23 protein-coding genes and 1 tRNA gene are annotated in these 23533 nt (G+C 42.1%); 3 read left to right on the forward strand and 21 right to left on the reverse strand.

The window, feature by feature from the left end; genetic code table 11:
* Window positions 1-59 precede the first annotated feature (59 nt).
* The 4 genes from smpB to secG form a co-directional block, all read right to left on the reverse strand.
* On the reverse strand, window positions 60-527 hold the full coding sequence (gene smpB / locus AC1DVK_RS02450; protein WP_057912049.1) for an SsrA-binding protein SmpB: 468 nt from the start codon (window positions 525-527) through the stop codon (window positions 60-62).
* A 67-nt stretch (window positions 528-594) separates the two neighbouring features.
* A complete protein-coding gene (gene rnr / locus AC1DVK_RS02455; RefSeq protein ID WP_061465543.1) occupies window positions 595-2964 on the reverse strand; it encodes a ribonuclease R in 2370 nt (789 codons plus the stop codon).
* Window positions 2965-2997: 33 nt separating this feature from the next.
* Complete coding sequence (locus AC1DVK_RS02460; protein WP_089361933.1) at window positions 2998-3744, reverse strand: alpha/beta hydrolase; 747 nt, start codon at window positions 3742-3744, stop codon at window positions 2998-3000.
* Window positions 3745-3876: 132 nt separating this feature from the next.
* A complete protein-coding gene (secG, locus tag AC1DVK_RS02465; RefSeq protein ID WP_061465545.1) occupies window positions 3877-4110 on the reverse strand; it encodes a preprotein translocase subunit SecG in 234 nt (77 codons plus the stop codon).
* 173 nt (window positions 4111-4283) lie between these two features.
* On the opposite strand from secG, the gene AC1DVK_RS02470 reads away from it, so the two are divergent.
* Complete coding sequence (locus AC1DVK_RS02470; protein ID WP_089361934.1) at window positions 4284-4826, forward strand: hypothetical protein; 543 nt, start codon at window positions 4284-4286, stop codon at window positions 4824-4826.
* 55 nt (window positions 4827-4881) lie between these two features.
* Complete coding sequence (locus AC1DVK_RS02475; RefSeq protein WP_061465547.1) at window positions 4882-5706, forward strand: M15 family metallopeptidase; 825 nt, start codon at window positions 4882-4884, stop codon at window positions 5704-5706.
* Between the two features lie 60 nt (window positions 5707-5766).
* On the opposite strand, the gene AC1DVK_RS02480 is transcribed toward AC1DVK_RS02475, so the two are convergent.
* From AC1DVK_RS02480 to AC1DVK_RS02525, 10 genes are all read right to left on the reverse strand, one after another.
* Complete coding sequence (locus AC1DVK_RS02480; protein ID WP_477625757.1) at window positions 5767-5973, reverse strand: hypothetical protein; 207 nt, start codon at window positions 5971-5973, stop codon at window positions 5767-5769.
* 105 nt (window positions 5974-6078) lie between these two features.
* The gene (eno, locus tag AC1DVK_RS02485) at window positions 6079-7374 is read right to left on the reverse strand and encodes a phosphopyruvate hydratase (RefSeq protein WP_089361936.1); all 1296 of its coding nucleotides are present in this window, start codon (window positions 7372-7374) and stop codon (window positions 6079-6081) included.
* Window positions 7375-7405: 31 nt separating this feature from the next.
* Entirely contained in the window at window positions 7406-8941 is a 1536-nt protein-coding gene (gene gpmI, locus AC1DVK_RS02490; RefSeq protein ID WP_061465549.1) for a 2,3-bisphosphoglycerate-independent phosphoglycerate mutase, read from the reverse strand.
* A complete protein-coding gene (gene tpiA / locus AC1DVK_RS02495; RefSeq protein ID WP_061465550.1) occupies window positions 8934-9695 on the reverse strand; it encodes a triose-phosphate isomerase in 762 nt (253 codons plus the stop codon). Before tpiA ends, gpmI begins: the two co-directional genes overlap by 8 nt.
* Before the next feature lie 45 nt (window positions 9696-9740).
* The gene (locus AC1DVK_RS02500; protein WP_477625758.1) at window positions 9741-10925 is read right to left on the reverse strand and encodes a phosphoglycerate kinase; all 1185 of its coding nucleotides are present in this window, start codon (window positions 10923-10925) and stop codon (window positions 9741-9743) included.
* 248 nt (window positions 10926-11173) lie between these two features.
* Window positions 11174-12181, reverse strand: coding sequence for a type I glyceraldehyde-3-phosphate dehydrogenase (gap, locus tag AC1DVK_RS02505; RefSeq protein WP_061465552.1), 1008 nt, complete (start codon window positions 12179-12181; stop codon window positions 11174-11176).
* A gap of 32 nt (window positions 12182-12213) precedes the next feature.
* Complete coding sequence (locus AC1DVK_RS02510) at window positions 12214-13248, reverse strand: sugar-binding transcriptional regulator (protein ID WP_477625759.1); 1035 nt, start codon at window positions 13246-13248, stop codon at window positions 12214-12216.
* 140 nt (window positions 13249-13388) lie between these two features.
* Window positions 13389-13640, reverse strand: a complete 252-nt coding sequence (locus AC1DVK_RS02515) for a glutaredoxin family protein (protein WP_477625760.1) — start codon at window positions 13638-13640, stop codon at window positions 13389-13391.
* Between the two features lie 5 nt (window positions 13641-13645).
* Window positions 13646-14983, reverse strand: coding sequence for an RNA polymerase factor sigma-54 (rpoN, locus tag AC1DVK_RS02520; protein WP_250211725.1), 1338 nt, complete (start codon window positions 14981-14983; stop codon window positions 13646-13648).
* Window positions 14984-15313: 330 nt separating this feature from the next.
* Window positions 15314-15385 (reverse strand) — tRNA-Arg (locus AC1DVK_RS02525).
* A gap of 289 nt (window positions 15386-15674) precedes the next feature.
* Between AC1DVK_RS02525 and clpP the strand changes: the two genes are divergently transcribed.
* Entirely contained in the window at window positions 15675-16283 is a 609-nt protein-coding gene (gene clpP / locus AC1DVK_RS02530) for an ATP-dependent Clp endopeptidase proteolytic subunit ClpP (RefSeq protein WP_089361941.1), read from the forward strand.
* A 111-nt stretch (window positions 16284-16394) separates the two neighbouring features.
* Here the strand turns inward: clpP and AC1DVK_RS02535 are convergent, their stop codons facing one another.
* From AC1DVK_RS02535 to AC1DVK_RS02565, 7 genes are all read right to left on the reverse strand, one after another.
* Window positions 16395-16652, reverse strand: coding sequence for an HPr family phosphocarrier protein (locus AC1DVK_RS02535; RefSeq protein WP_061465555.1), 258 nt, complete (start codon window positions 16650-16652; stop codon window positions 16395-16397).
* Between the two features lie 20 nt (window positions 16653-16672).
* Window positions 16673-17626 (reverse strand): DNA-binding protein WhiA, encoded by a 954-nt coding sequence (whiA, locus tag AC1DVK_RS02540; protein ID WP_061465556.1) that lies wholly within the window; start codon window positions 17624-17626, stop codon window positions 16673-16675.
* Window positions 17627-17692: 66 nt separating this feature from the next.
* Window positions 17693-18679 (reverse strand): gluconeogenesis factor YvcK family protein, encoded by a 987-nt coding sequence (locus tag AC1DVK_RS02545; protein WP_061465557.1) that lies wholly within the window; start codon window positions 18677-18679, stop codon window positions 17693-17695.
* Entirely contained in the window at window positions 18669-19568 is a 900-nt protein-coding gene (gene rapZ, locus AC1DVK_RS02550) for an RNase adapter RapZ (RefSeq protein ID WP_061465558.1), read from the reverse strand. Before rapZ ends, AC1DVK_RS02545 begins: the two co-directional genes overlap by 11 nt.
* 43 nt (window positions 19569-19611) lie before the next feature.
* Window positions 19612-20070, reverse strand: a complete 459-nt coding sequence (locus tag AC1DVK_RS02555; RefSeq protein WP_061465559.1) for an NUDIX hydrolase — start codon at window positions 20068-20070, stop codon at window positions 19612-19614.
* Between the two features lie 555 nt (window positions 20071-20625).
* Window positions 20626-21573, reverse strand: a complete 948-nt coding sequence (gene trxB / locus AC1DVK_RS02560) for a thioredoxin-disulfide reductase (RefSeq protein WP_089361942.1) — start codon at window positions 21571-21573, stop codon at window positions 20626-20628.
* 102 nt (window positions 21574-21675) lie between these two features.
* Window positions 21676-23178 (reverse strand): tetratricopeptide repeat protein, encoded by a 1503-nt coding sequence (locus AC1DVK_RS02565; RefSeq protein ID WP_061465561.1) that lies wholly within the window; start codon window positions 23176-23178, stop codon window positions 21676-21678.
* Window positions 23179-23533: the final 355 nt, after the last annotated feature.

Raw genomic sequence — 23533 nt, forward strand, 5'->3', positions numbered from 1 at the left:
GGTACAGGATTAATTATAACAGATTGGTTCAAAAAAGCAATTGTAAGGTCTTGGCAGTTCTACATCTTCTGCCGATCACGGAAAGCACGTTCAATATCGCGTTTCGCTTCCTTCTTCTTCAGGTCATCACGCTTGTCATATTGCTTCTTCCCTTTTCCAAGTCCGATTAAAACTTTGGCAAAGCCATTCTTTAAATACATTTTCAACGGGACGATTGTGTAACCTGTTTCCTTTGTTTCACCGATCAATTTACTGATTTCTTTCTTATGCAAAAGAAGCTTTCGTGTCCGCAACGGGTCATGGTTAAACTGGTTTCCCTGCTCATATGGACTGACATGCATATTATGAAGATAGATTTCACCATTTTCTATTTTAGCAAAGGCATCCTTCAAATTCACTCGGGCCGCACGGATTGCCTTGATTTCCGTCCCTTTCAAAACGATACCTGCTTCAAACGTTTGTTCAATAAAGAAATCATGATAAGCTTTTTTATTTTGTGCTAGTTGTTTACCTGAGCCTTTTGGCATCTAACTCTCCCCTTTTTTACATCCAATCGCGGCGAGAGGATGAAATGATCATCCCCCCCCTCAATCTTTATCTCTTTTTTGGTTTTCTCTTGCGCTTGGCAGCTGGCGCATTTTCAAAGAATTTTTTCTTCTTTTTCGGTTTTCTCTCGGAAGAAGGCGAATCTCCATTACGGCTGCCTCCGCGGCCGCCGCCTTTACCTTCGTTACGTCCCCCATTGCCACCGCGGCCCCGTTTGCGTTCACCTGAATTGGCTTTGAATATTTTCTTCTCGCCAGATGGACGCGGGCGGCTTACCTTCATGCCGATAATTTCAAAATCGATGGCGCGTTCCTCTTTATTGACGTTGGAAACACGTACGTCGATCTCATCGCCAATCCGGAACACATTACCGGTACGTTCCCCGATCATTGCAAGCTGACGCTCATCGAAGCGGTAATAATCATCCGTCATAAAGCTGACATGGACAAGTCCTTCAATGGTGTTCGGCAACTCGACGAACATCCCGAAATTCGTAACCGAACCAATGATACCGGTATATTCTTCGCCGATTTTATCAAGCATATATTCTGCTTTCTTCAAATCATCCGTTTCCCGTTCAGCATCGACTGAGCGACGTTCACGTTTCGATGTATGATCGGCAATTTCAGGTAAAATGGCATTCCATTTCTCCTTCGTAGCTTCATCGAGTTTACCTTCCACCAAGTAGGTCCTGATCAACCTGTGCACGATCAAATCCGGGTAACGGCGAATCGGTGATGTGAAATGTGTATAAAACTCAGCTGATAAACCAAAGTGACCTAAGCTCTCCGGGTCATATTTGGCTTGTTGCATGGAACGAAGCATGACGGTGGATATGACCGTTTCTTCCGGTTTACCTGCAACCGCCTCAATGATTTCCTGTAACGCTTTAGGATGAACGTCATTGGCTGACCCCCGTACAATATATCCGAAGTTCGTAATGAATTCAAAGAAACGCTGCAGTTTTTCCGGCTTGGGATCTTCATGAATACGGTAAATGAACGGAACGTCAAGACGGTTGAAATGCTCAGCAACGGTTTCGTTGGCCGCAAGCATGAACTCTTCAATCAGCTTTTCCGCAACCGACCTTTCACGTAAAACCACATCAGTCGGATGTCCCTCTTCATCAACGATAACTCTCGCTTCATTGAAATCAAAGTCGATTGCACCGCGGTTCATCCGATTTTTACGAAGGATGGCCGCCAACTTCTCCATGTCCTGGAACATCGGAACCAAAGCCTCATAGCGTTCGAGTTGTTCTTCATCCTTATCCACAAGGATTTTGTTCACATTGCCATATGTCATACGTTCAGTCGTCTTAATGACACTTTCGAAAATCTCATGGTTGACAACTTCACCATTTGGCGTGATTTCCATTTCACAAGAAAGTGTAAAACGGTCGACTTGTGGGTTCAAGGAACAAATGCCATTCGATAAACGATGCGGGATCATCGGAATGACCCTGTCAACTAAATAAACGCTTGTCCCCCTTTCTAAGGCTTCCTTATCGATTGGCGAACCTTCCGTCACATAATGGCTGACATCCGCAATATGGACACCAAGCTTATAATTGCCATTTTCAAGTTTAGAAACAGTGACGGCATCATCCAGGTCCTTTGCATCCGCTCCATCAATCGTGACCAAAACATCATTCCGCAAATCCCTGCGACTGCCAATTTCACTTTCTTGAATGGTATCCGAAACGGCATTGGCTTGCTCCATGACGTCATCCGGGAACTCCATCGGCAAACCATATTTATGGATCACGGAAAGAATATCCACACCAGGGTCATTCTTATGCCCAAGAATCTCAATGACTTCGCCTTCTGCACTTACACGTCCTTCAGGATAAGAAGTCAGCTTGACGACAACCTTATGTCCCTCTACCGCTCCATGGGAAGCATGCTGTGGAATGAAGATATCGTTTGCAATCTTTTTATCATCAGGGATGACGAAACCAAAACTTTTACTTTCCGAGTATGTACCGACCACTTGTGTAATTCCGCGTTCAAGTATTCTGATGACCGTGCCTTCTTGTCTTGAGCCGGATGTTTCCGAAGATACTCGTACCATGACGACATCTCCATGCATCGCTGTACCCGTTTCATTTGGCGGAATGAAAATATCATCCATACCTGGGTTATCTTCAGGTGTAACAAAAGCGAATCCCTTTGCATGTCCCGTTAATTTACCGCGGAACAAATTCATTTTTTGCGGCAGGCCGTAACGATTGCTTCTCGTTCTGACCACCAATCCCTTTTCTTCCATCTTAACTAAAGCCTTAACGAAATTCTTGAAATCTGCCGAGTCTTCGATTTTCAAAGCCTCTTCCAGTTCTTGTACGGTTAACGGCTTATATGCTTCATCCGTCATGTACGTCAGCAGCTTATTAATATGTTCTTGAATGTTATCTTCCATAAAAACCCTCCTATTCAGGGTATGATAATTTTGTTATTCGGACCAATCCAGGCTTTCTAAAAATTCAAATACATCTTCATGCAATTGGTTTCGTTCTTTATCAAGAGTTATGACATGACCGGATTCTTCATACCACTTGATTTGTTTGACAGGTGATTCAATGGCATCAATAATAATATCGGCACTTTTGGGATTGATAACATCATCATGCCGGCCCTGCACGACAAATGTCGGCGCGTAAATAAGGTCGACGTGCTCTCGTACATCCGTTATCAATTCCTGAAGGGCTTTCAATGTATTCATGGGCTTTTCGGCAAGAAGGTCCATTTCAAGCTCTATTTGCTCTTGAGTTTTCCCTTCGTACTTCTTAAATTCTCTAGCGTACTCCAATACTCCTTTATACATCATTTCTTCACTTTTGATATACATAGGCGCACACATTGTTACGATACCCTTTATAGGTACAGTGTAACCTAATTTCAGAGAAAATACGCCTCCTAATGAGAGTCCGGCAACAGCAATTTCTTCATGGCCTTCGCTTTTAAGAAAATCGTAGGCCATCATGACATCTTTCCACCAATCTGTTGGACCCGTTTTCACTAACTCCTCTGGCGGAACGCCATGTCCTTTATAATGCGGGGCATGGCAGGTGTATCCCTGTTTCTCCAAGTAACGGCCAAGCATCCGCACATCTGCGGAATTCCCCGTAAATCCATGTAAAAGTAAAACAGCTCTTTTTCCGCCTTTAAAAGTAAAGGGCTGCTGCAGCTTGATTTTCATGATTTTAAACTCCTTTATCGGTAAATAGAATTCCCTATCCTATAATTAAGTACTAAAATCACTATATCTATTCATGCGACTATTGTGCAAAGAAAAAAGCCTAGCTATTTAGCTAGACTCATTTTTGATCCATTACACATCAAAGAATGCAACAAGTAAAGTTAAAGCAAAGAATAAAATGGCCAATACTACCGTTGCCCGATGTAAAACTAGGTCCAAACCGCGTGCCTTTTGCTTTCCGAATAGCTGCTCGGCACCGCCGGCAATCGCACCTGATAAACCTGCACTTTTACCTGATTGAAGCAATACCGTCACAATGAGGGCGATACTGACAATCACTAAAAGCGTTATGAGAAATGCATGCATGCAATTACACCTCCTGAAGAACCAATAAACAATTACTTTAACTTTACCACACCCACTAAATATCCACAATCTTTGTTATACTATAATGGTAAGAATTCCTAAATCCATAGTCGTTTATTTTMTTTTTGAAACAAAGTTTGAGATAATTTGCATAAAGAGAAAGAGGTGTCACCATGTTTAAGTCCATACTTCGGATTCTTGATCTCCTGACCATCCTATTCTCGGCGTTTGCCGGTTATTCTTTATGGACAGGCGGAAGCAATCTTATAAGTGTCCTATTAATCATCCTATCACCGCTTCTATTGCTGCTGGCAAAGTATCATGGAAATCGATACTTATTATTTGCTGCATATATCACGACAACCGTTTATTTTACTGCTATTATTTATAATGGACTTTCCAATAGCGGTATCGACTTTTTCCAATCAAGCTTCCATGTCCTCCTGATTGGGGCAGCAGCCGTCTTGCTGAGCATCATAGCAGCGGTGATCGGGTTTGGGACCAATACCCTTACGATTCTTTGGTTATCGCTGCACGCCCTTGTCACATTTGAGACAATCAGGATGTCATCTGGTTTCCTTTCGCACTTTTGGTCTGATCCTGTCTTGGAAACCGCAATCCGTAATGATTATCCTTTTTTGTTGATGGTGGTCTGGATTGGCTTATTTCTTGATAAATATCAAAGTGAATTAACAAGGGATTACTTATCACGATAATCTTTCAAAACTATTTCTATTGGAAATCTTATATTAAAAGCAAGGGGCCTTTCATATGTTAAAACCTATATTTGCAGCAACCGCTCTATCATCTTTCATTCTGATGGCTGGCTGTTCATTCGACCTGACCAGCGATGATAAAAAAGAGCCAAAAGAAGAACAACCGAGCTCCCAGGATAAGGAGACAGAAACTGATAAGAATAATGATTCAAATGAATCGGCCCAACGCCAGGTGGAAGTTGATGAAACGGTTAAACCCGCACAGGCTGGCCTTCAGACATTAGCCAACCCGGAAAGCATACCTGTACTTGTCAATAAACAATACAGCCTGCCGGAAGATTACAAACCTGAGGACCTTATCTACCCAAAAGTGGATTTCATCTTTCAAGATAAAATTGAAAAAAGAATGATGCGCAAAGAAGCGGGAAAGGCTCTTGAAAAATTGTTCCAGGCTGCCGAAAAAGAAAACATGCACTTTGCCGGTGTTTCCGCATACCGTTCACATCAAACACAAATCGCGGTCTTTAATAACTATGTGGCTAAGGACGGGGAAGAAAAAGCGAGAACCTACAGTGCAATGCCTGGGACAAGCGAGCATGAAACGGGTCTCGCGATTGATGTTACGACCCACGACGGCGCATGTGCTGCCCAAGACTGCTTCGGTGACACGAATGAAGCAACCTGGCTTGCCGAGCATGCCCATGAATACGGATTTATCATCCGCTATCCAGAAGGCAAGGAAAACATCACAGGCTATAAATACGAACCATGGCACATCCGCTATGTTGGTGTCGAAGCCGCAACTGAAATTTCCGAAACGAAGAGTACATTGGAAGAATACTATAATGCCGTGCCAGTGAAAGCTGTATCGAATAAATAAGAAAAGGTGCCCATATGCGGCACCTTTTTTTGTCTTGGATTTTATTAATCAAACGTTTGATTAAATGGGCTTGAATCCACCTGGAATCATGTCTAAGCTGTAACAAGCCCATCTTAATGAAGCATTGACTTTAAGGTTTGAGATAACCGTTCGAAATGAACCGGAAGCGACTGTACTTTCATAGTCACTTTCGCTGACTTCATAAGGTTCTGGTAACAAATAGGACTGTCCCATATTGAATGCACACTTCCCCCCCCTCATAAACATAAAAAACCTCCTATTCAAATGTGGATTGCCACATTGAATAGGAGGTTAAAAGAAATTATTATAATGAATCCATCCGCTTCTCGTCAGAAACGGAATTCAAGATAATTACTTCTTCAAGTTATAGAAAGATTTCAAGCCGCCATATACAGCCAAGTCACCAAGCTGGTCTTCGATGCGAAGAAGTTGGTTGTATTTAGCGATACGGTCTGTACGGGACATGGAACCCGTTTTGATTTGGCCTGCGTTTGTTGCAACGGCGATGTCAGCGATTGTTGCATCTTCCGTTTCACCTGAACGGTGGGAAACGACTGCAGTGTAGCCTGCGCGCTTCGCCATTTCGATTGCATCAAACGTTTCAGTAAGTGTACCAATTTGGTTCACTTTGATCAGGATCGAGTTGCCGATGCCTTTTTCGATGCCTTCAGCCAATTTTTTCGTGTTCGTTACGAATAAATCGTCACCCACTAATTGAACTTTAGAACCAATGCGTTCAGTTAGAAGTTTGTGGCCATCCCAGTCATTTTCATCCAAGCCGTCTTCGATGGAAAGAATCGGGAACTCATTCACTAGCTCTTCATAGAAAGCGACCATTTCTTCGGATGTAACGCCATTGCGGCCTTCGCCTGCAAGATCATATTTGCCTGTTTCTTTGTTATAGAATTCAGATGAAGCTACGTCCATACCAAGGTAGATATCTTCGCCTGCTTTATAGCCTGCTTTTTCAATTGCCTCGATGATGACTTGTAGCGCTTCACGGTTTGATCCAAGGTTTGGAGCAAAGCCGCCTTCATCGCCAACAGCCGTATTCAAGCCTTTAGCAGAAAGGACTGACTTCAATGCATGGAATACTTCAGCACCCATACGAACGGCTTCTTTGAAGCTAGGGGCACCTACAGGAAGGATCATGAATTCCTGGAAGTCAACATTGTTATCGGCATGTGATCCGCCGTTAATGATGTTCATCATTGGAGTCGGAAGTTGTTTCGCATTGAATCCTCCAAGATAACGATACAATGGTAAACCTGAAAATTCAGCAGCGGCATGGGCAGCAGCCATTGATACACCAAGAATTGCATTAGCTCCCAAGTTTCCTTTGTTTTCAGTACCATCCAATTCAATCATAGTAAGGTCAAGGCCTGCTTGGTTCGTTACATCCAAACCAATGACAGCGTCAGCAATGATTTCATTTACATTATCAACTGCTTTTTGTACCCCTTTACCCAGGTAACGAGATTTATCTCCGTCACGAAGCTCAACCGCTTCGTGTTCTCCTGTGGAAGCACCTGATGGTACGATTGCACGTCCGAAATATCCAGACTCTGTTTGGATTTCTACTTCTACTGTTGGATTACCACGGGAATCAAGCACTTCGCGTGCATATACATGTTCGATGTACGGCATTATAAATCTCTCCTTTTCCAATTCACAATTTTTATTTAGATAATAGGGATTTCCCTGTCATTTCAACAGGTTTTTCGACTCCAAGCAAATCAAGCATCGTTGGAGCTAAATCGCCTAGGATACCACCTGTTCTTAATGTTACCTGATTTTTAGTGATAATGACAGGCACGGGATTCGTTGTATGGGCTGTCATGGGGTCGCCTTCAAGCGTTACGACTTCATCAGCATTGCCATGATCAGCTGTAATGATTGCTGTACCGCCTTTTGAGACGATTAAATCGACGATCCTGCCTAGGCATTCATCCACGGTTTCAATCGCTTTAATGGTAGGCTCAAGCATCCCTGAATGACCAACCATGTCCGGGTTGGCGAAATTCAGAAGGATCGCATCGAAACGGTCAGCCTCAATTTGTTCCACTAATGCATCCGTCACTTCATAAGCACTCATTTCCGGTTGTAAATCATATGTAGCGACTTTCGGAGAATTAATTAAAATCCTCTCTTCACCAGGAAACTTCTCTTCACGTCCGCCGCTCATGAAAAACGTCACATGCGGGTATTTTTCAGTTTCAGCGATACGAAGCTGGGTAAGCTGGTTTTGGGAAAGTACTTCCCCTAATGTATTATCAAGATTTGTCGGCTTAAAAGCAACATATCCGTCAACTGTTTCTGAAAAATGTGTCAAGCATACAAAATGGAGGTGCAACGGATGTCCAGGACCGCGGTCAAATGAGCGAAAGTCCTCATTCGTGAACGTATTGGAAATCTGGATCGCCCGGTCTGGACGGAAGTTATAAAAGATAACGGCATCATCATCTTTAATCGTTGCCACCGGTTTACCGTCTTCCGCCGTTATGACTGAAGGTATCACGAACTCGTCAAAAATGCCATGTTCGTAGGAGTCCTCGACACATTCCATAGCTGAAGAGTAAGCAGGTCCATCACCATACACCATCGAACGGTAGGATTTCTCCACACGTTCCCACCGTTTATCACGGTCCATCGAATAATATCTTCCGGAAATGGTCGCAAACTGACCGACACCGATTTCCTTCATTTTCGCTTCCGCTTCCTTAATATAACCTTGCGCCGTTTTCGGTCCGACATCACGTCCATCTAAAAATGCATGTACATATACATTTTTAACTCCTTCTTTTGCGGCCAATTTCAGCAGGGCATACATATGTTCAATATGACTGTGTACGCCGCCATCTGAAAGAAGGCCAAAAAGGTGAAGGTCCGTGCCTTTTTTCTTGGTATGGCTCATGGCATCGACCAAAGTTGGATTTTCTGCAAACTCACCTTCACGGATTGCCAGGTTCACACGGGTAAGACTTTGATAAACGATCCGTCCTGCCCCAATATTCAAATGCCCCACTTCGGAGTTCCCCATTTGACCGGCAGGCAAGCCGACAGCTTCCCCGCTTGCAGTTAAATGGGAATGCGGATACTGTTCCCAATAACGGTCAAAGTTCGGTTTTTTCGCATGAAAAACAGCATTTCCTTTTTCTTCGCTACGGCAGCCAAAACCGTCTAAGATGATAAGTGCCACAGGCGACTTACTCATAGTGACCAGCCTCCAGCAATTGTAAAAAGGAATCGGTTTTCAAGCTTGCCCCGCCTACCAACGCACCGTCAATATCAGGCTGTGCCATGTACTCTTTAATATTCTCAGGTTTTACACTGCCACCGTACTGAATGCGGATGGCTGCAGCCGCTTCATTTGAAAACTTGTCAGCCACAACTGAGCGAATATGTGCACAAACTTCATTTGCATCTTGAGCAGAAGACGATTTCCCTGTTCCAATCGCCCAAATAGGCTCATAGGCAATGACGGTTTGTTTTAATTGATCTTCAGATAATCCCGCCAAGCCATTTTCAATCTGGCTTCCAACGAAATCATTCGTTTCGCCCGCTTCCCTTTGCTCAAGTGTTTCACCGCAACAAACGATAGGGGTTAACTGATGTGCAAAAGCGGCATGCGCTTTTTTATTAACGCCTTCATCCGTTTCGTTGAACATTTCCCGGCGTTCGGAATGGCCAAGAATTACATAGGATACACCCAGATCAGCTAAAGCGATTGGACTGATTTCTCCTGTGAAAGCACCACTTTCTTCAAAGTGCATGTTCTGCGCCCCGATTTTCACATCGGTTCCTTTTGCTGCTTTAACCAGTTGATCCAGAAACAAAGCTGGAGCACATACAACCGTATCGATTAAATCTTGCTTCGGAATCAGATTGCTCACTTCTTCTAAAAAGGCAGTCGCTTCAGATAGTGTTTTATTCATTTTCCAGTTTCCTGCAATAATCGGTTTACGCATTTGTTTCTCATCCCTTCTAAAGTTGAATTATGTAACGGTTAACGCTTATTTATCGTTCAAGGCCATAACGCCAGGCAATTCTTTGCCTTCCATGAACTCAAGAGATGCACCGCCGCCAGTTGAAATATGGGACATCTTTTCTGCTAAACCAAACTTTTCAGCAGCTGCGGCTGAATCGCCTCCGCCTACAATACTGTACGTACCTTTTGCTTCCGCCAATGCTTCAGCAACCGTTCTCGTTCCATTCGCAAACTTATCGAACTCGAATACACCCATCGGTCCATTCCATATGACAAGCTTGGAACCTTTAATTACATCCGCAAATAATTCACTAGTTTTTGGACCGATATCCAAAGCCATTTTATCATTTGGAATAGCATCGATATCAACATTTTCTGATTCTGCATCAGGTGAGAATTCAGCTGCTACAACTGCATCAATAGGCAAATGCAATTTTACGCCTTTTTCCTTTGCACTTTCGATGAAAGATTTGGCCAATTCTATTTTGTCTTCTTCCAATAAAGAATTACCGATTTCATGACCTTGTGCTTTAATAAATGTATAACCTAGTCCACCACCAATAATCAAGTGATCGACATTTTCCAAAAGGTTTTCGATGACGCCTATCTTATCCTTTACTTTTGCTCCGCCAATTATAGCTGTAAAAGGGCGTTCTGGGTTGGATAGGGCTTTTCCCAGCACAGAAAGTTCCTTTTCCATCAGTAATCCGGCAACAGCTGGAAGATGGTGTGCTATCCCTTCAGTTGACGCATGTGCACGGTGTGCAGCTCCGAATGCATCATTTACATAAACATCCGCCAGTGCAGCAAATGACTTCGCCAATTCTTGATCGTTCTTCTCTTCCCCCGGGTAGAAACGAACGTTCTCCAACAACAAGATCTCACCATTTTCCATGTTATCAATGATTGATTGAACGGACTCACCATAAGCTTCTTGAGCATTTCGCACATCTTTGCCACTAAGTTCACTTAGTCTTTCCGCAACAGGAGCTAAACGTAATTCTTCAACGACTTGTCCTTTAGGACGGCCAAGGTGGCTGGCTAAAATGACTTTAGCGCCTTGTTCCGTCAGATAGGAAATCGTCGGCAGTGCAGCTTTGATTCTCGTATCATCCGAAATCTTTCCGTCCTGCATCGGCACGTTGAAATCAACACGGCAAAATACGCGTTTCCCCTTTAACTCAATATCTCTAATCGACTTTTTATTCATAATCCAAGAACCTCCTTAGATATTGTTTTCATATTTTTGATTCTTTTAATCAAAAAGGGAGAGGGTAAATATCCCAACTCCCCTTTTCTCTTTTTCATTATAGTCGGTTTAAAGGAAATTATCCAAAAACAAGAAATGTAAACGCTTGACTGATTAATGACTAACTTATAATATCATCTTCTGCCAAGTTTTTTTAGAGGTGTGATAAAAAAAACCTCACTTTGGTGAGGTTTTTTTTATTATTCTAATTACAATCCTTTTTTAGCCAAATAGTTGATTAAATCAACAACACGGCTAGAATATCCTGTTTCATTATCATACCAAGATAATACTTTAACCATGTTTCCTTCCATTACCATTGTGGAAAGGGCATCAATTGTAGATGATGCTGGGTTACCGTTATAGTCACCTGATACTAGCGGAAGTTCGCTGTACTCAAGAATTCCTTTTAGTTCGCCTTCTGAAGCCTTTTTAAATGCTGCATTCACTTCTTCAGCCGTTACGTCTTTTTCAAGCTCTGCAACAAGGTCGACAACAGATACGTTTGGAGTAGGTACACGCATTGCCATACCATTCAATTTCCCTTTAAGTTCAGGAAGGACAAGTGCAACAGCTTTTGCTGCCCCAGTAGTTGTAGGAATGATATTCTCAGCCGCTGCCCGAGCACGGCGATAATCTTTATGAGGCAAATCAAGGATTTGCTGATCATTTGTATATGAGTGAACAGTCGTCATCATACCGCGTTTAATTCCGAATTGTTCTTGAAGCACTTTAGCAAATGGTGCTAAGCAGTTCGTTGTACAAGAAGCATTAGAGATTACATGGTGGTTTGCTGCATCATATTTTTCTTCATTTACACCCATGACGATTGTGATGTCTTCATCTGATGCAGGAGCCGAAATGATTACTTTTTTCGCGCCAGCTTCTAAATGTTTAGCAGCATCCGCACGTTTTGTGAAACGTCCTGTAGATTCAACTACTACTTCTACTCCCAGTTCACCCCATGCTAATTGTGCAGGATCACGTTCAGCCAATACTTTGACTTTATGACCATCAACAACAAGGTAATCCCCATCAACCGTTACTTTTTCATTAAGAGATCCATGAATTGAATCATATTGAAGAAGGTGTGCTAACATATTAGCATCCGTTAAGTCGTTAATAGCTACAATCTCTACCTCAGGATTACTCAATGCTGCACGAAATACATTACGTCCAATACGTCCAAAACCATTAATTCCAACTTTTACTGCCATGAAAAATTCCTCCTTTTAAGTTCGCAAATATATTAAGGGGTGTAATTCCCCTGAATTAACTCTTGGGCTGCCGCTTCATCCGTTATCAAAACGGTCGATGAAGGCGCGCCTTTCATGTAAGAACGGATAGCCTTAGCTTTAGTTTTTCCACCTGCCACAGTTATCACTCGCTTTTCAGGGCTAAGATCATCTAACTGGATTCCGACTGTCAAAACCTTGTGAACAACTTTTCCGTTTTCATCGTAGTAATAACCGAATGCTTCTCCTACAGCATTTCCATCTAACAGCTTCTTTAACATTTCTGGCGAAGAATTTCTTCTCTCTGCCATCGCCATGGCATCACCAATTCCATGAATGATCATATCGGCAGATTTGATTTGGGAAATCACTTCTTTAATTGCAGGTTCCTTCATGAAGGAAGCATAAACCTCACCGCTTAATTGATCGGGTACATATAACACTCTGTAAGAGGCATGCGCCTTCTGTGCCATTCTTTCGACAATCGTATTAGCCTGGTTCTGCACTGCTTCACCAATTCCCCCGCGGGCTGGGACAAATGTCAATTTCTTGGAAGCCTCATCAGGTGACAACGAATTAGCCACTTCGGCCATTGTCGATCCACCAGTAACCGCAATGATATTTTTTGAGTTCCATTCTCGTTTCATACGGTTTGCACAAGCTTTACCCAATTCTTTTTTCACCCATGGGGTTTCGTCACAATTTCCTGAGACAATAATGACCTCATCCACTTGTAACAAATCCTGCAATTGCCGCTCCATTATGTCTATACCCATTACTTCACGCATTATTCCTTCTAACTTATCCAGGATTTCAACCCCTTCATCAGTCAGCGTCATACCAGAACTGAATATGTTAATCAGGTTCTGACTTTTCAGAAAATCAACCTCGCTTCTAAGCGTCCGCTCAGTCAAATTAAGGCTCACGGCCAGACTTCGCCTTCCAACTGGCTGCATCATTTTGATATAACGCAGGATATCATATCTTTTTTGCATAGCCATAAGGAAATCAGGTAATAATTTTCTTTGTACCTCGAGTAATGTACGCATATTTAAAACTCCTAAATAGTTAAGTTGGACACATAATGTCCCGCGTAGTCGTTTTCTGTCCCACTTACACCAAAAAAAATATTCCTGCTACATATTTTATTCTAGCAGGAACGGAATGTTTCTTCAAATGATTTGAAAAATTATTTTTCGAAAAGCCTATTTAGAGCTAATTTATCAACATTTCCAAATTGAACGATATCATCTTTCCATTCTACAACAGGGATCATCAATCCGAATTTCTCAACCAAATCATCATCGGTATGGATATCAATTTCCTTATACCCTATGCCTGACTCGAATTTCACTTCTTCAAGTACCTGCTTGGCTTTATCACATAATGGACATTTTTCCCTACTATATAAAACAAATGCATTTGATTCCAAACCACTCATCCTTTTCAATCATATCTTTTTCGTTTAGATGAAGAAGGGATCCCTAATTGTTCCCGGTATTTGGCGACCGTTCGGCGCGCCAGTATAATTCCATGCTCCACTTTCAATCGTTCTGCCAAATCTTGATCCGAAAGCGGCTTTTGTTTATTTTCACCATTGATGGCTGCCTGCAGGCCCTTTTTTGCTTGCATGCCCGACATATCCTCATCAAGGCCGACTGACTGTAAAGAAGTAGTGAAAAATATCCGCATCTCTATTGTGCCAAATGGTGTCTGTACGTATTTTCCTTTAACGGCCCGGCTAACTGTGGATTCATGAATACCAATCTCGTCGGCGACTTCTTTCATCGTCATCGGCTTCAAATGGTTAAGGCCATGACGAAAGCACGCCGGCTGTTTTTCGACGATGCACTGAATAACCTTCAATATCGTTTCTTTTCTCTGTTGTATCCCTCTAGAGATCCATTGATATTCCTGCCACTTATCCTGGATGAACTTTTGCACTCCCTGGTCCTTATGGCTCTTCATTCGGTTCAAATACCCTTTATCCACATTAAGATTTGGTGAGTTGCCATCATAATTCCCCACAAGCAGTACCCCATCACGAACTTCCACGACGACATCCGGCACTATATAAGAAGGTTTTTCCTGAAAAAAGAGTGAAGCTGGACGCGGGTTCAACGTCTGGACATAATCAAAGACTTCTTGAATCTCCTTCATTGTAACACCGATTTTCTTACTTAAGTCCTTCCAACGCTTTTCAGCAAAATCGAGGAAATGATTTTCTATGATCGATTCTGCCAGCAAATTCACCCCTTCTGCTTTTACCTGAAGTAAAAGGCACTCTTGAAGATTCCTAGCTGCAATTCCATGCGGCTCAAGCTGCTGTAAAATCGAAAGGCTCTCTTCCAAAACGACTGAAGATATGCCTGGAACACATATATCCTCCAGCTGAGTCCTTAAGTAACCGTTTTCATCAAGATTATGAATTAATAGTAGCATCGCCTTCTGCTGCTCACCGGAAAGTTGCTGGTGATTCACCTGGGACATGACATGCTGTTCAAGCGATAGTGTATCTTCACTGATCTGTTCAATCCAATAGTTGGCATCATACGTATTTTTAAGAGTCCGTTTTCCCTTTTTTCGGTCAAAGGTTGGCTGAAATAAAGAAGATGTTGGCTGATCTAGGGACAGTAATGGATTTTCCACCATTTTATCTTCTAAGAATGCCGATAGCTCCTGTGAGGAGTATTGCAGCAATGTAATTGCTTGCATAAGCTCCTGGGTCATTGCCATCTTTAATGTTTGCTGTTGAAAAAGTCCTGCTTTCATATTCATACTCATCGATTCATCCCTCCCCCACTCCATTTTACATTATCAGGAGAAAATTCTACACAAAAACCCATGAAAACGCTTACGTTTTTTTCTGAATAGTGTATTTGTTTTAAATACTATATGTCAGAAATGCGATTTTCACAACTACTTTTACTGGAAAATCACCATTTTTCAATGGTAGGGGCGAATATTCTGAGGCAAGGGAGTGAAATACCATGATTCGACGGAATTTTACGGAAATCGAGTAAATCCATCAAAAATCGCAAGGAACCATTTGATGCCTTCTAATTGAATTGACCAATAAAAAATCCCCCACTTTATTAAGCAGGAGATTGGTAATGCCCTCGGCAGGAATCGAACCTGCATTTCAAGCTTCGGAGGCTTGCGTTCTATCCGTTGCACTACGAGGGCGAAATAGAAAAATCTTTTTTCGACAGACTTCATTATATGATAGAATCCCATCCTTTGCAAGGGTTATCAGGTTTAAAACTTCACCTTTTGGGTATTATGGGTAATGTGGAAATTCATCCCTGTGCGGCATAATTATAAATAAATCTATTCGGGAAGGGGACTTGCCAGAAAATTGTCGAACAAATTATCCATTATAGGGTTTGTTTTGTTTGACCTAAATTGACCAAAAAGTGTATCATACATACATAAAGAATTTAAATGATTCTCTTAATCGAAGGAGGAAATGAACATGAATTTAATTCCTACAGTTATCGAACAAACAAGTCGTGGGGAGCGTGCCTACGATATTTACTCCCGTTTATTAAAAGACCGGATCATTATGCTAGGAAGTGGAATTGACGATAATGTTTCCAACTCAATTGTTGCTCAATTACTATTTTTAGAAGCGGAAAATCCTGAAAAAGATATCACTTTATACATCAACAGCCCTGGTGGAAGCATCACTTCCGGTATGGCCATTTACGATACTATGCAGTATATCAAACCTGATGTATCCACTGTATGCATCGGTATGGCCGCTTCCATGGGTGCATTCCTATTGGCCGCTGGTGAAAAGGGCAAACGTTATGCGTTGCCAAACAGTGAAGTCATGATTCACCAACCACTTGGAGGAGCCCAAGGTCAAGCAACGGAAATTGAAATTGCTGCCCGCCGTATCCTTCACTTGAAAGATAAGCTGAACCAAATCTTGGCAGAACGTACTGGTCAACCTATTGAAGTCCTTCAAAGAGATACGGAACGTGATAACTTCATGACTTCCGAAAGAGCTCTTGAATATGGCTTGATTGACAAAGTCATCACGCGCAGCATTCTTGATGCCAAAAAAGACTCTAAATAAAAAAATGATACAAAAGGCTCCGAAAGTCGTCTTAAGCGACTTTCGGAGCCTTTTTTCACATAATGTGAAAAATCATAAAAAAAAAGGATGCACTTTTGGCATCCTCTTATTTTACCCCTCTTGCTGAATGAACTCTTCCAATGCCTCTATTGCTTCCTTTTCATCGCGTCCTTCGACGATTAACTTAACGGACACGCCAGAACTGATGGCAAGGCTCATTAATCCCATGATACTTTTTGCATTCACTTTTTTTCCTTCTTTTTCAAGGAAAACATCCGAATGAAAGCGGTTAGCTTCTTGTACAAAAAGAGCGGCCGGCCGGGCTTGCAAACCTGTTTTCAGTTTTACTTCAACTTGTTTTTCCACCATCTTGATCTCCCCTGTTAGCTTTATTTTTTCGCAGCAATAGCCTCTCCCCCACGGAGCCTGTCAGCTATTTCATCAATCTTGCGTAATCGGTGATTAATCCCTGACTTACTGATGTTTCCTCCTGATACCATTTCTCCAAGTTCCTTTAAGGTTATATCCTGAAATGCTATCCTAAGCTCCGCAATTTCCCGAAGCTTATCCGGTAAAATGCTTAGTCCTACCGTATCCTCAATGTAATGGATATTTTCAACCTGGCGCAATGAGGCACCAATCGTTTTGTTCAAATTGGCTGTTTCACAATTCACAAGTCGATTTACTGAATTACGCATATCACGGACAATCCGTACATCCTCGAATCTTAATAACGCTGAATGGGCACCGACTATGCTTAAAAACTCAGCGATCTTTTCGGCTTCTTTCAAATAAATGATGTACCCTTTTTTGCGTTCAAGCGTCTTGGCCTTCAAGCCAAACTTATTCATTAGCTCACAAAGGGCATCATTGTGCTCTTTATAAAGTGAGAAAATCTCAAGGTGATAGGAAGACGTTTCCGGATTATTCACCGATCCCCCCGCAAGGAATGCACCTCTTAGGTATGAACGCTTACAGCATTTCTTCCCAACAATAGTGTCGGATATAGCATGGAGAATTTCAAAGCCGTCTCCTAAAATTTCCAAATCGGTTAAAACCCGCTGCCCTCCAGATGACATCCTGACAATATAAACATTATTTTTTTTAAGCTTCATCTTTTTACGGACCAAAAGCTCGACCTGGACCTCATAACTTTTTTTCAGCAGCGTATAAATCCTTCTGGCAATCGCAGCATTCTCAGTTTGAATATCCACGACAAGCTTCCGATTAGAAAATGAAAGGGATCCGTTCATCCGGATAAGCGCACACAATTCCGCTTTTCCGCAGCAATCCTTTCCCTCTAATGTAGTAAGCTCTTTTTTCGTTTCTGAAGCAAAAGACATCCATTTCACCCCCAATCGAACGCAGGTAATCTATTTTATCAATCAAAAAACCGTCCCCGCTTATATCTACGGAACAATGTGGCTTTTTGTTTCATTTACAAGCATATTATAAAGCAAATCCGCCACTTTTTTCGTGTCATGGCGTATTACATTCCCTTCATAGCTGAAAATGCGTTCTTGTATGATTTCAAGACCCATCCGTTTTAAACTTTCCACATCATACATGACCGGTTTGGCATATTCAGCTTGATAACGTTGCTGAATCTCAGTCGGTATTTCCTCATTATTAACCAGTATCCTGTCAATATATGCATTTCCCATATGGTCATATATAGCTTTTATATGATCGCTCGCGCTATAATCCAACGTCTCGCCGGCTTGTGTCATTAAATTGCAAATGTACACCTTCTTAGCCTTGGAGCGGCCAACTTCTTCCCCTAGGCCCGGGACAAGTAAGTTAGGCAGAATGCTAGTATATAAGCTTCCTGGACCAATGACAATAAGATCTGCATGCTTAATTTCCTGAAGAGTTTCACTGAGCGGCCTTATATGCTGAGGAGACAGGAATACTTTTTTTATTTTCTTTCCTGAAAAGGGGATCTTGGATTCTCCTGTAACAATCGTTCCGTCATCCATCTCCGCATGGAGAACCACACTTTGGTTGGCAGCCGGAAGCACTTTACCACGGACATTAAGGAATTTACTCATTTCCTGGATAGCATGGACAAAATCTCCGGTCAACGAGGTCATTGCCGCCAGGATCAAATTCCCCAGCGAATGCCCGGATAGCTCATTTTTACTCTGAAAGCGATGTTGAAACATTTGTTCAACAAGAGGCTCTACATCCGATAACGCTGCTAGAACGTTACGAATATCACCTGGCGCGGGGATATCCATGTCCTCGCGAAGGCGACCCGAACTTCCGCCATCATCTGCTACAGTGACGATCGCCGTTATATCCACTGGATGCTTCTTTAAACCTCTTAACAAAACGGGAAGGCCGGTTCCCCCTCCGATGATCACAACCTTAGGTTGTTTCTTATTATCTAACATCTGCTTTCCCCTTACTTTTTTCGATATCGCGATGAGATATTTGAACGCTGTAATCCTTTTTGAAGTGGTTTGAAATATACTCCGTCAATGCTACAGAACGATGCTGACCGCCTGTACACCCAATCGCAACTACAAGCTGTGCTTTCCCTTCACGTTTATAATGTGGAAGCATGAAGGCAAGCAGATCGGTCACCTTTTCCAAGAACTTTTGAGTCTCACTCCATTTTAAAACGTAACTCGACACTTCCTGTTCCAAACCAGTCTTTGGCCTCATATGGTCAATATAATATGGATTTGGCAGGAAACGTACATCAAACACAAGGTCGGCATCTATTGGCAGACCATGCTTGAACCCGAAGGACATGACATTGACTGTGAAACCTACACATTTATCCGCAGAAAATTCCGAAGCGATTTTCTCCCTCAATTCGCGCGGTTTCAGTTGTGAAGTATTAAAGATCAGCTGAGCTCTTCCCTTTAGTTCGTCCAATAGTTCCCGTTCCATTTTAATGCCTTCCAATGGCCTGCCTAATGGAGCAAGGGGATGGGTCCTTCTCGTTTCCTTATACCTGCGTACCAAGGAATCATCATCAGCTTCAAGAAAAAGGATTCTTGGTGATACTGCCGCTGATTCCGTTAATTTATCCAGTGCAAGAAATAAGGAATCAAAAAACTCCCTCCCCCTCAAGTCCATGACAAGAGCCACTTTATTCATCTTATTCCCGGAGTCCTTCATTAACTCCAAAAACTTTGGCAATAGCGTGGGCGGCAAATTATCGACGCAAAAAAAGCCGAGGTCTTCAAAACTTTGAACCGCCACTGTCTTACCTGCTCCTGACATTCCGGTTATGATGACCAATTGCGTTTCATTAATCTCCCCTGTACTCATAGTTCTCCGCCCCCATATATAGCAATCTTTTTTATATTGAATATTAACCTGGATCCAATCGATAAGAGAGTAACTTAAACTCAGGCGTATAGGTAAACGTTCCATAAATGATTCCACTTCCATGGACCATATAGTCCAGAATATGAAAATCACCCTCAGCCATTTTCAGCTTTTTAACATCATCAACCGGATGCCAGCTAAGTTCCCCTTCTTCACAAACATCCACATTGACACCATCTGAATCCGTCGCAAAGAAAGTGAACATCATCCACTCTGACAAAACTTTATCCCCGTCCTTCATAATGAAGGTAAAAATACCTTTTATGGAAGGGTTTTTCAAATAAACTCCTGTTTCTTCTCGATATTCTCTAATACAAGCATCACGTACAGACTCCCCAGGCTCCATCTTGCCGCCTGGAGCTACCCACCATCCGCGTCTAGGTTTTTTCAATAAGAGGATTTGATCATCCTTAATCAATACACAGTTTGTGACACGTTGCACGTTCTTCACCTCAATTGGCCTCTGCTCGACTATAGAAACCTTCCCCCTTCTGCTTGAAGAGATTCAGTTTATATCATTAAACCGCCGTTAGATATCCATTTGGCGATTCTCAAATGCTAATAGTTCAAACAAGTTGTATTTTACATCTTATTACCTTTTGACAGATATGTTTAGTATATCTTATCATTATACTATTTTTGAAATGAGCTAACAATAAAGGAAACTTCCTGCATTGGGGGAATATTCATTCTCAAGGAATCACTGAGTAAGTCTTTATCTCCTGCTTAACCCCTATTCTTCTCCACTTTCCCTGCCTAAATTCAAAGAGATGCCTAACTTCACATTCCAAGCAATTAAAATTTACCTAAAAATCGGCACTAAAGATATAGTCTTAAAGCAGGACACACAAAAAAAGGACACAGATACTTAATCTGTGTCCTCAAACGTTTATAATTAAAGGGGGTCAACTTTCTACCCATACTATACACAATCATTATTTCACACGTGTTACAACATCGTTAAAACCGAATTACGAAGTGTGAAACTTTTGTGCACTCAAGCCTTTGGTTGCAATTTTTCTTGAAGTTCCTCAATATAATGCTGAGCGGATTGAGCGGCAATGCTTCCATCACCTGTAGCTGTAACGATTTGGCGCAATGTTTTTTCACGAACGTCACCAGCTGCAAAAATACCCGGGACGTGTGTCTCCATCCGATCATTCGTTTCAACATAGCCTGCAGCATTCAAGATGCCCAAGTTCTCAAATGGTTTAGTTAGAGGAAGCATTCCGATATAAATGAATACACCGTCTGCATCCATCACTGTCTCTTCTCCATTTACAGTGGAAACTAAAGTGACACCGCCGACTTTACCGCCTTTTTCATTGATTTCCTTCAAAGTATGATTCCAGATGAAGTTAATTTTCTCATTGGCAAATGCACGATCTTGAAGTATCTTTTGAGCACGAAGTTCTTCACGTCTGTGGACGATCGTCACTTTTGAGGCAAAACGGGTCAAGTACACTCCCTCTTCAACAGCAGAGTCTCCGCCGCCGATAACGAACAGTTCCTTTTGCTTGAAAAATGCACCATCACAAACAGCACAATACGATACACCGCGGCCGCCCAATTCCTTTTCGCCAGGAACACCGATTTTCTTGTATTCGGCACCCGATGAAATAATGATTGAACGTGCTTTAAATTCCTTGGAACCGGCTTTGATCGTTTTATACTCTTCACCGTCAATGATTTCCTTAACGTCCCCATAAGCATATTCCGCACCGAATTTCTTTGCATGGTCAAACATTTTCGTTGAAAGTTCAGGTCCGAGAATTGTGTCAAAACCAGGATAATTTTCAACTTCCTCTGTATTGGCCATTTGCCCGCCAGGTACTCCGCGTTCTAACATCAATGTTGAAAGGTTCGCACGTGATGTATAGACAGCCGCCGTCATCCCTGCAGGACCAGCACCAATAATAACAACGTCATAAATTTTTTCAGACATGTTCTCACTCCTCCATATTCCATTACAATGGAACCTTCACTACGGTTAGTGTTCCCTACCCATTATCCTATATAACAAATAATTTTTCGTCCAAATATATGCTCACCCCAGAAGGGTTTGAACCAATTTTACGTACTTCGATAAGGTGGACACAGATATGAAATGTTTGTCCGCGATTGCCTGTTTGCTTGCCTTCTCATTTTTAAGCTGATTCCACACGTACTCCACCGCAGATGCCCAGCCTGCTGGATTGTTTAGCTTCTGCTCGGATTTCACCGCCTCGATAAAGACGGAAAACCACATTAAATAGAGTCCGGCTTCATCTAATTGTATCGGTTGGAAATGCTGATATAATAACTCAGCTGTGCGATCGGCAAAATCAATCGGTGTTAATTGGCGATCTTTAGCAGGAGCTTGCACAAGATCTGCATAATCACGTTCCAAATCAGTGAAATTCTGATTTAGGTTTAGGACCTGGTTTTTCAGTAGCTTCTGTTTATGGACGGAATGCTTCAGAAGGAAAATGGCAAACAGCCTTTCCTCAATGAATTCGCTTTCCAGCCTTTTTAAAATAGAAGGAAAATGATGTTCAAAACCATCTGAAGTCGCATTCATATCTCCCCATGGCTCCATGCCTTCCTTTTCAGGGTTCATTTCCACGACCTTTTTCCATGCCTTTCTGGCAGCCTGTTCATGACCCAAGTGGAAAGCGGAAATAGTAAGCCAATAATAGAAGGTCCCATCTCCCTCGAATCCCTGCTTTTGCAATACTTTCAGCCATTTATATGCAGATGCGTAATTTCCGATCAATGCGAAGGTCGCTCCAAGCTTGAAACGATGTTCGGATAGCATCGGCCGAATTTTCTCCAGCATCTGTATGAGCTCTTCAACCTTCTCTTCATCCTGTTGATAATGATGAAAAACAACAAGGTTACAAAGCGCATGCAGGTTTCCCGGACTTTTTTCCAGTACCCCATCCAGTGTTTCAAAGGCTTCATTTACTTGGCCGAGATAGAAATAGGCAAGTGCCAGGTTATTATAAGCGGACCAGTAATCCTCGTATTCGGCAATCGTTTCTTTCAGTACTTCGATAGCCTTCGGGAAATTCCCTGACTCCAGATACTCGCGGGCTTTTTCCTGTTTGGTAATGAGCCCATCATGCTTAAAGGGATTTTCTTCTGACTCATCCGACTCAAAAGTTATCAGTTCAAGCAGATCTTCTGCGTCATCGCTGAACTCCCCGTCTTCTTCTTTATCAAGATAAGCACTGGCGTGACGGTATGCCTCCTTGAACATGCCTAAGTGGGCATAATTATTTGCCAGGAAGTAATGACATTCCGACATATAGGGATCCATCACATCCAAGATGTTTTCCAAGAGGTTATTTGAATAATTATATTCACCGATTTCCGAGCATGTAATTGCCAATTGACAGGCTATCATCGGTTCTGCAGGTTCAAGTTCCAGCGCACGTTCCAGGTATTTTTTTGATTTAGGTAGTTCACGTCTATGATAAGCTTTTAAACCCTTGGTGAAATAATACTCACCTGTTGGGTGAAAAGTTAGAATTTTTGCCTGTTGTCCAAATTTAGAGTCTTTACTCATGTAATCCTCCATCTACAAGTTGATTAACCATAGTATTATAACATATTGGACTAAATTTGCCGAACAATTCAAGAAAATGGAAAACAGAAATTCCCATGCTTTCTTTAAGAAAAAATTTAAGTATCTTCCTAGTCAAATGGGGAGTCAAGATTAGTCGTTAATACAAATAAAGCCCTCCTATTGACGGAGGGCACAGTTAGTAGACAAAAGGGGTTGGAAAATATCTCTTTCATCAATTATGTTCCCGAACAAAGCAACACCTTCAAATCTCAGATATGGTTCCTACCAAAGTTATGTAGAAAAAGTTAATTGGAGAGGAAGGTGCGACACTCCTGCGGGGAAAGCACCGTCTAGG

The organism is Peribacillus sp. P4_B1 (genome assembly GCF_056402395.1).